The organism is Streptomyces sp. HNM0574, assembly GCF_012726235.1.
Lineage (GTDB): Bacteria > Actinomycetota > Actinomycetes > Streptomycetales > Streptomycetaceae > Streptomyces.
Genome location: NZ_JAASAH010000021.1, coordinates 1 through 13793 on the forward strand (window position 1 = coordinate 1; position 13793 = coordinate 13793).

11 protein-coding genes and 1 pseudogene are annotated in these 13793 nt (G+C 72.6%); 11 read left to right on the forward strand and 1 reads right to left on the reverse strand.

Translation table 11 applies throughout. The annotated features are described in order from the left end of the window. From carB to HCC30_RS25920, 9 genes and pseudogenes are all read left to right on the forward strand, one after another. A pseudogene (gene carB / locus HCC30_RS25880) lies at positions 1-983 on the forward strand (carbamoyl phosphate synthase large subunit); the annotation flags it as partial. A gap of 122 nt (positions 984-1105) precedes the next feature. Beyond that, the gene (locus tag HCC30_RS25885; protein WP_169445218.1) at positions 1106-2245 is read left to right on the forward strand and encodes a quinone-dependent dihydroorotate dehydrogenase; all 1140 of its coding nucleotides are present in this window, start codon (positions 1106-1108) and stop codon (positions 2243-2245) included. Then, the gene (gene pyrF / locus HCC30_RS25890) at positions 2242-3111 is read left to right on the forward strand and encodes an orotidine-5'-phosphate decarboxylase (RefSeq protein WP_169445219.1); all 870 of its coding nucleotides are present in this window, start codon (positions 2242-2244) and stop codon (positions 3109-3111) included. Before HCC30_RS25885 ends, pyrF begins: the two co-directional genes overlap by 4 nt. Before the next feature lie 338 nt (positions 3112-3449). Next, positions 3450-3773 (forward strand): integration host factor, encoded by a 324-nt coding sequence (locus tag HCC30_RS25895; RefSeq protein ID WP_169445220.1) that lies wholly within the window; start codon positions 3450-3452, stop codon positions 3771-3773. 37 nt (positions 3774-3810) lie between these two features. Next, positions 3811-4407, forward strand: coding sequence for a guanylate kinase (gene gmk / locus HCC30_RS25900; RefSeq protein WP_169445221.1), 597 nt, complete (start codon positions 3811-3813; stop codon positions 4405-4407). Between the two features lie 48 nt (positions 4408-4455). Next, positions 4456-4734, forward strand: a complete 279-nt coding sequence (gene rpoZ / locus HCC30_RS25905; protein WP_169445222.1) for a DNA-directed RNA polymerase subunit omega — start codon at positions 4456-4458, stop codon at positions 4732-4734. 164 nt (positions 4735-4898) lie between these two features. Beyond that, positions 4899-6170 (forward strand): bifunctional phosphopantothenoylcysteine decarboxylase/phosphopantothenate--cysteine ligase CoaBC, encoded by a 1272-nt coding sequence (gene coaBC / locus HCC30_RS25910; RefSeq protein ID WP_169445223.1) that lies wholly within the window; start codon positions 4899-4901, stop codon positions 6168-6170. A 514-nt stretch (positions 6171-6684) separates the two neighbouring features. Continuing rightward, the gene (gene metK / locus HCC30_RS25915) at positions 6685-7893 is read left to right on the forward strand and encodes a methionine adenosyltransferase (protein WP_169445224.1); all 1209 of its coding nucleotides are present in this window, start codon (positions 6685-6687) and stop codon (positions 7891-7893) included. A gap of 131 nt (positions 7894-8024) precedes the next feature. Beyond that, entirely contained in the window at positions 8025-10166 is a 2142-nt protein-coding gene (locus HCC30_RS25920; protein WP_169445225.1) for a primosomal protein N', read from the forward strand. 69 nt (positions 10167-10235) lie between these two features. Here HCC30_RS25920 and HCC30_RS25925 read toward each other — a convergent pair whose 3' ends face one another. Next, positions 10236-10847: a hypothetical protein gene (locus tag HCC30_RS25925; protein ID WP_169445226.1), complete on the reverse strand. Its 612-nt coding sequence runs from the start codon at positions 10845-10847 to the stop codon at positions 10236-10238. A gap of 445 nt (positions 10848-11292) precedes the next feature. On the opposite strand from HCC30_RS25925, the gene fmt reads away from it, so the two are divergent. Both fmt and HCC30_RS25935 read left to right on the forward strand, forming a co-directional pair. Then, entirely contained in the window at positions 11293-12225 is a 933-nt protein-coding gene (fmt, locus tag HCC30_RS25930) for a methionyl-tRNA formyltransferase (protein ID WP_169445227.1), read from the forward strand. Between the two features lie 130 nt (positions 12226-12355). Beyond that, on the forward strand, positions 12356-13783 hold the full coding sequence (locus HCC30_RS25935) for a transcription antitermination factor NusB (protein WP_169445228.1): 1428 nt from the start codon (positions 12356-12358) through the stop codon (positions 13781-13783). Positions 13784-13793: the final 10 nt, after the last annotated feature.

A 13793-nucleotide genomic window follows, 5' to 3' on the forward strand; every position in this document is an offset into this window, starting at 1 on the left:
TCTACCTCGGTGGGGTGATGGAGCACATCGAGGAGGCCGGTATCCACTCGGGTGACTCGGCGTGTGCGCTGCCGCCGATCACTTTGGGCGGTCACGACATCAAGCGGCTGCGCGCCTCAACGGAGGGCATTGCGGCGGGTGTTGGGGTGCGTGGGCTGATCAACATTCAGTTCGCGATGGCCGGGGACATCCTGTACGTGCTGGAAGCCAACCCGCGTGCCTCGCGGACGGTTCCGTTCACCTCGAAGGCGACGGCCGTCCCGCTGGCGAAGGCCGCCGCCCGCATCTCCCTCGGCGCGAGCATCGCCGAACTGCGGGCCGAGGGCATGCTCCCCGCAACCGGCGACGGCGGCGACCTGCCGATGGACGCCCCCATCTCGGTCAAGGAAGCCGTGCTCCCGTGGAACCGTTTCCGTGACGTCCAGGGCCGCGGTGTAGACACCGTCCTGGGCCCCGAGATGCGCTCCACCGGTGAAGTGATGGGTATCGACGGGGTGTTCGGCTCCGCCTACGCCAAGTCCCAGGCCGCCGCCTACGGCGCCCTGCCCACCAAGGGCCGGGCGTTCGTCTCGGTGGCCAACCGGGACAAGCGGGCCATGATCTTCCCGGCTCGTGAACTGGTCGCCCACGGTTTCGAGCTCCTCGCCACCTCCGGCACGGCCGAGGTCCTCAAGCGCAACGGCATCAACGCCACGGTGGTGCGCAAGCAGTCCGAGGGTGAAGGCCCCAACGGTGAGAAGACCGTCGTCCAGCTCATTCACGACGGGCAGGTCGACCTGATCGTCAACACCCCCTACGGCACCGGCGGACGACTCGACGGCTACGACATCCGCACCGCCGCCGTCGCCCGCGCCGTCCCCTGCCTCACCACCGTCCAAGCCCTCGCCGCAGCCGTCCAGGGCATCGAGGCGCTGAGCCGGGGCGAGGTGGGCGTGCGCTCGCTGCAGGACCACGCGGAGCACCTGACCGCCGCACGGTCGTAACCGCCGAACCCGCGCCGGGGGGCGCGGAGTTCCGCCGGCCGCCACCACGGCCGCACGGGACCCCGCGCCCCCCGGCAGGGCGCCTGCCCGACCTCGATCACCCCTCTCGCCGAAGGCTCCCCATGTATCACCTCCTCTTCCGGACCGTGTTCCGGCGGATGGACCCCGAGAAGGCCCACCACCTCGCCTTCTCCTGGATCCGGCTCGCCGCCCGCGTCCCCGTCCTCCGCACCTTCGCCGCGGCCGTCCTCGCCCCGCGCCACAAGGAACTGCGCGTCGAGGCCCTCGGACGCCGGATGCACGGACCGTTCGGACTGGCGGCCGGATTCGACAAGAACGCCGTCGCCGTCGACGGCCTCGCCATGCTCGGCTTCGACCACGTCGAGATCGGCACCGTCACGGGGCAGCCGCAGCCCGGCAACCCGAAGAAGCGGCTCTTCCGCCTCGTACCGGACCGGGCACTGATCAACCGCATGGGCTTCAACAACGACGGCTCCGCCGCCGTCGCCGCCCGGCTCGCCGAGCGGAAGACCGTCTTCCCGGTGACGCTCGGCGTCAACATCGGCAAGACCAAGGCCGTCCCCGAGACAGAGGCCGTCGCGGACTACGTGACCTCCACCGAGGCACTCGCCGCACACGCCGACTACCTCGTCGTCAACGTCTCCTCCCCGAACACCCCGGGCCTGCGGGACCTCCAGGCCGTCGACCACCTGCGGCCCCTGCTCTCCGCCGTACGCGAGGCCGCCGACCGCACCGTCACCGGCCGCCGCGTCCCCCTCCTCGTCAAAATCGCGCCGGACCTGGCCGACGACGACATCGACGCCGTCGCCGACCTGGCCGTCGAACTCGGACTCGACGGCATCATCGCCACCAACACCACCATCGCCCGCGAAGGCCTCGGCCTGACCTCCGCACCCGCGCTCGTCGCCGAGACCGGCGGACTGTCCGGAGCACCCCTCAAGGAGCGCTCGCTGGAGGTCCTGCGCCGCCTCTACACGCGGGTCGGCGACCGGGTCACCCTCGTCGGCGTCGGCGGCGTCACCACCGCCGAGGACGCCTGGCAGCGCATCCTCGCCGGGGCCACGCTCGTCCAGGGCTACAGCGCCTTCATCTACGAGGGCCCGTTCTGGACCCGCCGCCTGCACCAGGGCCTCGCCGCCCGCCTCGCGGCCAGCCCCTACGCCACGCTCGCCGAGGCCGTCGGCGCCGAGGCCGGCGCGCAGGGCACCGACACCGCCGACAGCGACGGGAAGACCCGATGACCACCACCCCCGACACCCCCGGACCGGCCGCCCCCTTCGGCACCCGGCTGCGGAACGCGATGGACGAGCGCGGCCCGCTCTGCGTCGGCATCGACCCGCACGCCTCGCTGCTCGCCGACTGGGGCCTGCCCGACGACGTGCACGGCCTGGAACGCTTCACGCACACCGTCGTCGAGGCGCTCGCCGACCGGGTCGCCGTCCTCAAGCCGCAGTCCGCCTTCTTCGAACGCTTCGGCTCCCGCGGCATCGCCGTACTGGAGCAGGCCATCGGACAGGCGCGGGACGCGGGCGCGCTGGTCCTCACCGACGCCAAGCGCGGCGACATCGGCTCCACCATGGCCGCCTACGCCGACGCCTACCTGGACCCGTCCTCGCCGCTGTTCTCGGACGCGCTGACCGTCAGCGGCTACCTCGGCTTCGGCTCGCTGCGCCCCGCGGTCGACCTCGCCCGCGCCAACGGCTGCGGCCTGTTCGTCCTCGCGCTCACCTCCAACCCGGAGGGCGCCGAGGTGCAGCACGCGGTGCGCGCGGACGGACGCAGCGTCGCCGCGACGGTGCTGCGGCACCTCGCGGAGGCCAACGAGGGCGCGGAGCCGCTCGGTTCGTTCGGCGCCGTCGTCGGCGCCACCCTCGGCGGGACGCTGCGTTCGCTGGACGCCGACGTCGCCATCAACGGCCCGCTCCTCGCGCCCGGTCTGGGCGCCCAGGGCGCCACCGCCGAGGACCTTCCCGAGGTTTTCGGAACGGCGGTGCGGAACGTGGTGCCGAGCGTCAGCCGGGGTGTTCTTCGGCACGGTCCGTCCCGCGACGCGCTGCGCGCCGCCGCGGAGCGTGAGGTGGAGCAACTCTCCGCGGCCATCGGGTAGTCGGAGGGGAGTCGGACGGACGCTGACAGTGACCGTCGGAGGGCTCGTACGTCACACGCGGAAGCCGCCGCGGACCTGCGCCGACGTGTCCCGGAGGGTCCTAAGACCCTACGTGCGGGGGAAGTTGGCCCTGGAAGTGCAGAGTTTTGCCCGGTAATGTCCTGATCGACCTGAGTCTGACCAGGACTTTTCCGCAGTTCTCGCTGACTCCGGGGCCGAGGGCCGCTAGTCTCCGTCGGAGCAGCGCGAACAGGTGCGTTGCTCGTTGCTCCACAGATGTGGGGCTACTAGGTTCCTCACGATCCATATCCGACAGTTCTAACTGAGGTGACGTAGGCGTGGCTCTTCCGCCCCTTACCCCTGAACAGCGCGCAGCCGCGCTCGAAAAGGCCGCCGCGGCTCGCCGGGAGCGCGCCGAGGTCAAGAACCGGCTCAAGCACTCCGGCGCTTCGCTCCACGAGGTCATCAAGCAGGGCCAGGAGAACGATGTCATCGGCAAGATGAAGGTGAGCGCGCTCCTCGAGAGCCTGCCCGGCGTCGGCAAGGTCCGCGCCAAGCAGATCATGGAGCGGCTCGGCATCTCCGAGAGCCGTCGCGTGCGCGGGCTCGGCTCCAACCAGATCGCTGCCCTGGAGCGCGAGTTCGGCGGCGCGACCGCCTGAGGTTCATCGCACTCCGTTTAACCGGGATAATCGCTGCATGAGTTCTGCAGTCTCCCGGGGGGAAACCCCGGAACCCCCGGTTGGCAAGCCGCGGCTGACCGTGCTCTCCGGCCCGTCTGGGGTCGGCAAGAGCACGGTCGTCGCACATCTGCGCAAGGTCCACCCCGAGGTCTGGCTCTCCGTCTCCGCGACCACCCGCGCCCCGCGCCCGGGCGAGGAGCACGGAGTCCAGTACTTCTTCACGGACGATCAGGAGTTCGACAAGCTGATCGCCAACGGTGAACTGCTCGAATGGGCCGAGTTCGCCGGCAACCGCTACGGCACCCCGCGCGCGGCGGTCACCGAGCGGCTGGAGCGGGGCGAGCCCGTGCTCCTGGAGATCGACCTCCAGGGCGCCCGCCTGGTGAAGGAGGCCATGCCGGAGGCCCGGCTCGTCTTCCTCGCCCCGCCCAGCTGGGACGAGCTCGTCCGCCGGCTCACCGGCCGCGGCACCGAGGCGCCCGACGTGATCGAACGGCGCCTCGACGCCGCGCGTACGGAACTGGCGGCCGAGGCCGAGTTCGACAGCACCCTCGTCAACACCTCCGTCGAGGAGGTCAGCGCCGAACTGCTAGCCTTGATGCGAATCGATTGATCTCTCGATCGTCCTTTGATTTCCACTCCACCCTCCGGAAGGCAGAGCGTGTCCTCTTCCATCACCACGCCCGAGGGCATCATCAACCCGCCGATTGATGAGCTGCTCGAAGCCACCGACTCGAAGTACAGCCTCGTGATCTACGCCGCCAAGCGCGCGCGCCAGATCAACGCGTACTACTCGCAGCTCGGTGAGGGCCTGCTCGAATACGTCGGGCCGCTGGTGGACACCCACGTCCACGAGAAGCCGCTCTCGATCGCGCTCCGCGAGATCAACGCGGGCCTGCTCACCTCCGAGGCCGTCGAGGCCCCGGCCGTCGGCCAGTAAGGCACGGCAGGCGAAGCGGACAAGTACCGGATCACGGGCCCGGCAGCGCGGCTGCCGGGCCCGTGGTGTGTCATGAAGTGACCGCGGGGCGCCCGGCGCGCCCGCGTACGGGACCGACAGGCGCGCGCTGCGGCACAGCGCACCGCGCGTGGGGAGAGGCAGCGATGGACAGGCGTCAGGAGCAGCAGGAGCGGCCGCCGGAGACCGGTGCCCGGCCGCGGGTCGTGCTCGGGGTGAGCGGCGGCATCGCCGCGTACAAGGCGTGCGAGCTGGTGCGGCGGCTGAAGGAGAGCGGCCACGAGGTGCGCGTCGTGCCCACCGAGTCGGCACTGCACTTCGTCGGTGAGGCCACCTGGGCCGCGCTCTCGGGGCAGCCCGCCGGCACCGAGGTGTGGGAGACCGTGCACGAGGTCCCGCACGTACGGATCGGACAGCAGGCCGACCTCGTCGTCGTCGCGCCCGCCACCGCCGACCTCCTCGCCAAGGCCGCCCACGGCCTCGCCGACGACCTGCTCACCAACACCCTCCTCACCGCCCGCTGTCCCGTCGTCTTCGCGCCCGCCATGCACACGGAGATGTGGGAGCACCCGGCCACCCGGGAGAACGTCGCGACGCTGCGCCGCCGCGGCGCGCTCGTCATCGAGCCCGACGTCGGCCGCCTCACCGGCGCCGACACCGGCAAGGGGCGCTTCCCCGAGCCGGAGGCGGTGTTCGCGTTCTGCCGCCGGGTGCTGGCCCGCGGCGCGGAGGGCGTACGGCCCGACCTGGCGGGGCGGCACGTCGTCGTCAGCGCGGGCGGCACCCGCGAGCCGCTGGACCCGGTCCGCTACCTCGGCAACCGCTCCTCCGGCAAGCAGGGCTACGCGCTGGCCCGCACGGCGGCGGCGCGGGGCGCGCGGGTCACGCTCGTCGCGGCCAACAGCGAACTGCCCGCGCCCGCCGGGGTCGACGTGGTGCCGGTGGGCACGGCGCTGGAGCTGCGGGACGCGGTGACGGAGGCGTCGAAGGGCGCGGACGCGGTGGTGATGGCCGCCGCCGTGGCCGATTTCCGGCCCGCCGCCTACGCCCGGGGGAAGATCAAGAAGAAGGACGACGACGAGCCGGAGCCGGTCGCGCTGGTCCGCAATCCGGACGTCCTGGCCGAGCTCTCGCGGGAGCGGAGCGGCGCCGGACAGCTCGTCGTCGGCTTCGCGGCCGAGACGGACGACGTGCTCGCCAACGGCCGGGCCAAGCTCGCCCGCAAGGGCTGTGACCTGCTAGTCGTCAACGAGGTGGGGGAGCGGAAGACCTTCGGCACGGAGGAGAGCGAGGCCGTGGTCCTCGGCGCGGACGGCAGCGAGACGCCGGTCCCGTTCGGGCCGAAGGAACGGCTCGCGGACACCCTCTGGGACCTCGTCGCCGAGCGACTCCCGGCCGCGTCCCCGTCCGGGAGCTGACGGTCACCGAGGGTCGCCGGTCCGGGGTGCCGCGCTCGTCGTGCGGGTGCCCGGGCCGGGCCGTCGGGGTGCTGGAGAGCCAGGGTTGCGCTTCCGGTTTCCGGGTGCCCGGTCCGCGGCGCGGGGGCGTACGGTCCGGTGCTCCGAGGGGGTTCGGGGGCGAGGAATCTCGACGGATTCCGAGCAGGAGTTGATGCGGATCTGACCGGAATCTGTCCGGAATCGCCCTATGCATTGCCGATGGCCTGTCCGTATTTGGGATCCTCTGAGGCTTATGTCACGCACGGAAAGCGGCAGTGCGGCCAGTGGGCAAACGGGGACATGTCACCATGGAATCCCGGGCTCCGGGACGCCTCGCGGCGGGCTTCCGCAGGTCATGGTCGTTTCGAAGTTCGAGACTCCGTGATTGGATGCCGGTGGAGATGGATAAACTGGCGACGGACCGCGCTTGGGCGCAGCCCCCAACCGGTCCGACCATGTTCAGCCAGCAGCCGCTGCAACCCCAGGGAGCGATGTGTCCCGCCGCTTGTTCACCTCGGAATCTGTGACCGAGGGTCACCCTGACAAGATTGCTGACCAGGTCAGCGACACGATTCTCGACGCCCTCCTCAAGGAGGACCCGCACTCCCGCGTGGCCGTCGAGACACTGATCACCACGGGCCTTGTGCACGTCGCCGGTGAGGTGACCACCAAGGCGTACGCGCCGATCTCCTCGCTCGTGCGCAACAAGATCCTCGACATCGGCTACGACTCGTCGAAGAAGGGCTTCGACGGCGCCTCCTGCGGCGTCTCCGAGTCCATCGGCGCCCAGTCGCCCGACATCGCGCAGGGCGTCGACACCGCCTACGAGAAGCGCGTCGAGGGCGACGACGACGAGCTCGACAAGCAGGGCGCCGGCGACCAGGGCCTGATGTTCGGCTACGCCTGCGACGAGACCGCCGAGTACATGCCGCTGCCGATCACCCTCGCGCACCGGCTCTCCGAGCGCCTCTCGGAGGTCCGCAAGAACGGGACGATCCCCTACCTGCGCCCCGACGGCAAGACGCAGGTCACCATCGAGTACGACGGCGACAAGGCCGTCCGCCTCGACACCGTCGTCGTCTCCTCGCAGCACGCCGCGGACATCGACCTCGACTCGCTGCTCGCCCCCGACATCCGCGAGTACGTCGTGGAGCCGGAGCTGAAGCGCCTCGTCGACGAGGGCATCAAGCTGGAGACCGAGGGCTACCGCCTGCTGGTCAACCCCACCGGCCGCTTCGAGATCGGCGGCCCCATGGGCGACGCCGGCCTCACCGGCCGGAAGATCATCATCGACACCTACGGCGGCATGGCCCGCCACGGTGGCGGTGCCTTCTCCGGCAAGGACCCGTCCAAGGTCGACCGCTCGGCCGCCTACGCGATGCGCTGGGTCGCGAAGAACGTCGTCGCCGCCGGCCTCGCCGGCCGCTGCGAGGTCCAGGTCGCCTACGCGATCGGCAAGGCCGAGCCCGTCGGCCTCTTCGTCGAGACCTTCGGCACCGCCAAGGTCGACGTGGAGAAGATCGAGCAGGCCATCTCGGACGTCTTCGACCTCCGCCCGGCCGCGATCGTCCGCGACCTCGACCTGCTCCGCCCGATCTACGCCCAGACCGCGGCATACGGCCACTTCGGCCGCGCCCTCCCGGACTTCACCTGGGAGCGCACCGACCGCGTCGAGGCACTGCGCAAGGCCGTCGGCCTGTAAGCACCGGCCACACCTGACGCACCGAGGCCCGGCCACCCCGCGAGGGGCGGCCGGGCCTCGGCGTGCGCGGGCAGCGGGCACGGAAGAGCACGGATACGGGGCTGTCGGTGGGGTCTGTTATGACTGAGGGCGTGAGCAGGGACGACGGACAGCGGGGAGGCGAGGCGGCCGAGCAGCCCGAACAGCTCGCGCTGATCCGCGAGACGGTACGCAAACGCACCGAGCCCCGCGCCCGGCCGCGTACCTGGCGGAACGCCGCGCTGGCCGAGACGCTGCCCGTCGCCCGCGTACTCGTCGACAAAGGCATGGTGCACCTCGACCGCCTCTTCGACTACGCCGTGCCCGCCGCCATGGACGAGGAGGCACAGCCCGGCGTCCGCGTCCGCATCCGGTTCGGCGCAGGCGAGAAGGAAGGCCGCCGCGAAGGCGGCAAACTCATCAACGGCTTCGTCGTCGAACGCCGGGCCGAGAGCGACTACCCCGGCGCCCTCGCCCCGCTCGCCCAGGTGCTGTCCTCCGAACCCGTACTCCGGCCCGAACTGCTCCGCCTGTGCCGCGCCGTCGCCGACCGGTACGCCGGCTCCCTCGCCGACGTCGTCCAGCTCGCCGTACCACCCCGCATGGCCCGCGCCGAAAAACGCGCCTCACCCCCGCCGCAGCCCCCACCCCCCGCACCCGAACCGGGCAGCTGGAACCGCTACCCCCAAGGCCCCGCATACCTCCGCGCGTTGGCCGACGGCGGCACCCCCCGCGCCGTCTGGACGGCCCTCCCCGGACCCACCTGGCCCGAAGAACTCGCCCGCGCCGTCGCCGCCGCACTCGCCTCCGGACGCGGAGCCGTCGTCGTCCTCCCCGACGGACGCGCCGCCGCCCGCGTCGACGCCGCCCTCACCGCACTCCTCGGCACCGGCCACCACGTCCTCCTCACCGCCGACGCGGGCCCCGAAGCGCGATACGCGCGCTGGCTCTCCGTCAGCCGCGGCTCCGTACGCGCCGTCGTCGGCACCCGCGCCGCCATGTTCGCCCCCGTACGGAACCTCGGCCTCGCCGTCATCTGGGACGACGGCGACTCCAGCCACAGCGACGACCACGCCCCCCAGCCCCACGCCCGCGAAGTCCTCCTGCAACGCGCCGTCACCGAACAGGCCGGACTGCTGCTCGGCGGCCACGGATGCACCGTCGAAGCCGCCCAGCTCGTCTCCACCGGCTGGGCCGCACCACTCGACGCCACCCGCGACACCGTCCGCGCCACCGCACCCCTGCTCCGCACCGTCGGCGAACTCGACGAAGCCCGCGACCAGGCCGCCCGCACCGCCCGCCTGCCCAGCACCGCCTGGAGCACCGCCCGGGACGCCCTGCCGCACGGCCCCGTCCTCGTCCAGGTACCCCGCCGCGGATACGTCCCCCGCCTCGCCTGCGAACGCTGCCGCGCCCCCGCCCGCTGCCGGCACTGCTCAGGACCCCTCGAAGCCGGAGGCGGCGGCGCCGACCTGACCTGCGGCTGGTGCGCCCGCACCGCCCCCGGCTGGCACTGCCCCGAGTGCGGCGGCAGCCGGCTCCGCGGCCAGGTGTTCGGCGCCCGGCGCACCGCCGAGGAACTCGGCCGCGCCTTCCCCTCCGTCCCCGTCCGCACCTCGGGACGGGACCACATCCTGCACACCGTCCCCGACAGCCCCGCCATCGTCGTCGCCACCCCCGGCGCCGAACCCGTCGCCGAAGGCCCCGGATACGCGGCCGCGCTGCTCCTCGACGCCTGGGCCATGCTCGGACGCCCCGACCTGCGGGCCGGTGAGGAAGCCCTCCGCCGCTGGCTCGGCGCCTCCGCACTGGTACGCAGCCAGACCGAAGGCGGCAGCGTGATGATCGTCGCCGAGCCGACACTGCGGCCCGTCCAGGCCCTCGTCCGCTGGGACCCGGCCGGCTTCGCCGTCAGGGAACTCTCCGAACGCGCCGAACTGGGATTCCCCCCGGTCTCCCGCATGATCGCCGTCAGCGGCCCCGCCGACGGCGTCGCCGCCCTGCTCGACCAGGCCGAACTCCCCCCGGACGCCGAAGTGCTGGGCCCCGTCCCCCTGCAGGCACCGGAACCGGGCCGCCCCCGCAGACCCGGCGGCCCCCCGCCGGGAGAACACTGGGACCGGGCCCTCGTCCGCGTCCCGCCCGGCTCCGGCGCCGCCCTCGCGGCCGCCCTGCGCACCGCACAGGTACAGCGCCTCACCCGCCGCGAAGGCCCCGCCGCCCACCTCCGCGTCGACCCGCCCGACATCGGCTGAGACGCGGGGAAACACCGACGCCCGGCGCACCCACAGGTGCACCGGGCGACAGGAACAGCCGCGGACGCGTCAGCCGTTGCGCGGACCGGGGAAGACGCCCGGCCGGGGCTCCTTCCCCGGCGCGGACCGCGGCGCGGGCGGCGCCGCATGCGTGATGCTCTGCGCCGAGTTCGCCGCCGAACGCACCGCGGGCGCCGGCACCGTCGGCACGGCACCCGTACCGGCACCGTCCCCCGAGCGCGCCGCCGGCACCGACGGGGTGGCCGGGGCGGCGCCCTGACCACCGGACGTGTGCCGCGCGGCCGCGCCGCCCTCGGACGTCTCACGCGGAGCGCTGCGGCGCGCGCCGTAACGGCGGTGCACCGCCTGCTTGGTCACGCCGAGCGCGGAGCCCACCGCGTCCCAGGAGAAACCGAGCGACCTGTCGAACTCGACCGCCGCCGTGACCAGGGTCTCGACGCTGTCCCGCAGCTCCTGGGCAAGGCGCACCGTAGGAGCGGGAGCCCGCCCGTAGACGACGAAGCCCGCGGACGGTCCTGAGCGTCGCGGGCGGTAGACGTTGCCGAGCTGAGCAGTGAGGGTGCGCAGGGCGTCCACCTGCCGGCGGACGCGTTCGATGTCCCGCACCAAGAGGTGCAGGCTCGCCCTCGCCTGTGCGTCGTGGGTTGCGTGGTCGGCCATGAACAAGCCTCTCGAACCGGCGGAAACAGGGAAACGGAGAAACGGAGAATGCGGAATCTGGAAGGACGGCAGGGATCGCAGGAGCGGGGGAAGAGACGGAAGAACAGCGGCAACAGGGAATCGGGTCATTCGGGGCGAGCGGCGCAGGAAGGGGACGGGGAGGAACCGGGGCCGCCAGCCGCCCGATTCGGTCAATCTCACTTGACCAACGCCATAACGGTCGCTCGGGTCACGCACCGGGGCGTGGGCACGGCGGGCACGGGGCGCACGCCGCCCCGTACGCCCCCTCGGCCAAGGGCAGGTGACGGACCGTAGACTGGGCGGCCTTCCGTACGTCAGCCGGCAGCACCCGCCGACCCGGAACCCGTCCACACCGCACCCGCACCGCGGCATCCCGCCCCGGCGGCCTGCCACAACCGCGCACGCGAGAGGTATAGACCCCACGATGAGGCTCGTCTTCGCCGGCACCCCCGAGGTGGCCGTACCTGCCCTCGACGCCCTGCTCGCCTCCGACCGGCACGAAGTCGCCGCCGTCGTCACCCGCCCCGACGCACCCGCCGGACGCGGCCGCCGGCTCGTCCCCTCGCCCGTCGCCCAGCGCGCCGAGGAAGAAGGCATCGAAGTCCTCAAGCCCGCCCACCCCCGGGACGCGGACTTCCTCCAGCGGCTCCGCGACATCGGACCCGACTGCTGCCCCGTCGTCGCCTACGGCGCACTCCTGCCCCGCAAGGCCCTCGACGTCCCCGCCCACGGCTGGATCAACCTCCACTTCTCGCTGCTCCCCGCCTGGCGCGGCGCCGCCCCCGTACAGCACTCCCTCCTCGCCGGGGACGAACTCACCGGCGCCACCACCTTCCAGATCGAGGAAGGACTCGACTCCGGCCCCGTCTACGGCGTCCTCACCGAAGAAGTACGCCCCACCGACACCAGCGGCGACCTCCTCACCCGCCTCGCCTTCGCCGGCGCCGGCCTCCTCGTCGCCACCATGGACGGCGTCGAGGACGGCACCCTCAAGCCCGAACCCCAGCCGGAAGACGGCATCACCGTCGCCCCGAAGATCACCGTCGACGACGCCCGCATCGACTGGACCACCCCCGCACTCCGCGTCGACCGCGTCGTCCGCGCCTGCACCCCCGCACCCGGCGCCTGGACCCTCTTCCGCGGCGAACGGCTCAAGATCCGCACCGCCGCCTCCGACCCCGCCGTCACCGACCTCGCCCCCGGCGAACTCCTCATCGGCAAGAACTCCGTCCACGCCGGCACCGCCTCGCACGCCGTCGAACTGCTCTGGGTCCAGCCCCAGGGCAAGAAGCCGATGAAGGCAGCCGACTGGGCACGCGGCGTACGCCCCGACGCCGGAGAAATCCTCGGAGTCTGACCCCGGCCCGCCCCACCACACGCCCGGCCACCCCGGCCGGGCCCCCGCACCACCGCCCGCGTTCGTGACCGTCCCGCACAGGCGTACGCTGGAGAATCACCGTCATCACAGCACCGGAGCACCTTCCCTCGTGAGCAACCGGCCACGCCGTCCTGCCAAGCCGTACCGCCGTCCGCAGAAAGACCCGGTCCGCGTCCTCGCCTTCGAGGCACTGCGAGCCGTCGACGAACGCGACGCGTACGCGAACCTCGTCCTGCCCCCCATGCTCCGCGCAGCCCGCGAGAAGGACGGATTCGACGCCAGGGACGCGGCCCTCGCCACCGAACTCGTCTACGGCACCCTCCGCCGCCAGGGCACCTACGACGCGATCATCGCCCAGTGCATCGACCGGCCCCTCCGCGAAGTCGACCCACCCGTCCTCGACGTCCTCTCTCTCGGCGCACACCAGCTCCTCGGCACCCGCATCCCGCAGCACGCCGGCGTCAGCGCCACCGTCGAACTCGCCCGCCTCGTCCTCGGCGACGGACGCGCCAAATTCGTCAACGCCGTCCTCCGCCGCATCGCCGCCGACGACCTCGAAGGCTGGGTCGACCGCGTCGCCCCGCCCTACGACGACGACCCCGAACTCCACCTCGGCATCCGGCACGCACACCCCCGCTGGATCGTCTCCGCACTCTGGGACGCCCTCGGCGGCGGCAGCGCAGGCGTCGAAGACCTCCTCGAAGCCGACAACGAACGCCCCGAAGTCACCCTGGTCGCCCGCCCCGGACGCTCCACCACCGAAGAACTCCTCACCGAGGACGCCCTCCCCGGACGCTGGTCCCCCTACGCCGTCCGGCTCGCCGAAGGCGGCGAACCCGGCGCACTCGACGCCGTCCGCGAAGGCCGCGCCGGCGTCCAGGACGAAGGCAGCCAGCTCGTCGCCCTCGCCCTCGCCAACGCGCCCCTCCAGCCCGAGCACACCGGAACGCACACGGCCCGCGACGAACAGTGGCTCGACTGCTGCGCCGGACCCGGCGGCAAAGCCGCCCTGCTCGGCGCCCTCGCCGCCGAACGCGGCGCCTCCCTCCTCGCCGCCGAGAAACAGCAGCACCGCGCCCGCCTCGTCGCCCGCTCCCTCGAAGGCAACCCCGGCCCCTACGAAGTGATCACCGCCGACGGCACCCGGCCCCCCTGGCGCCCCGGAAGCTTCGACCGCGTCCTCGCCGACGTCCCCTGCACCGGACTCGGCGCACTGCGCCGCCGCCCCGAAGCCCGCTGGCGCCGCAGCCCCGAAGACCTCGACGGTTTCAAGCCACTTCAGCGCGGACTCCTGCGCGAAGCCCTCCGCGCCGTACGCCCCGGCGGCGTCGTCGCCTACGTGACCTGCTCACCCCACCTCGAGGAAACCCGCGCCGTCGTCGACGACCTCCGCACCGAAACCGGAGCCGAACTCCTCGACGCCAGGCCCCTCATGCCCGGCGTCCCCGCCCTCGGCGAAGGCCCCGACGTACAGCTCTGGCCCCACCTGCACGGCACCGACGCCATGTACCTCGCCCTGCTGCGCCGCACCGCCTGACCGCAGCCCG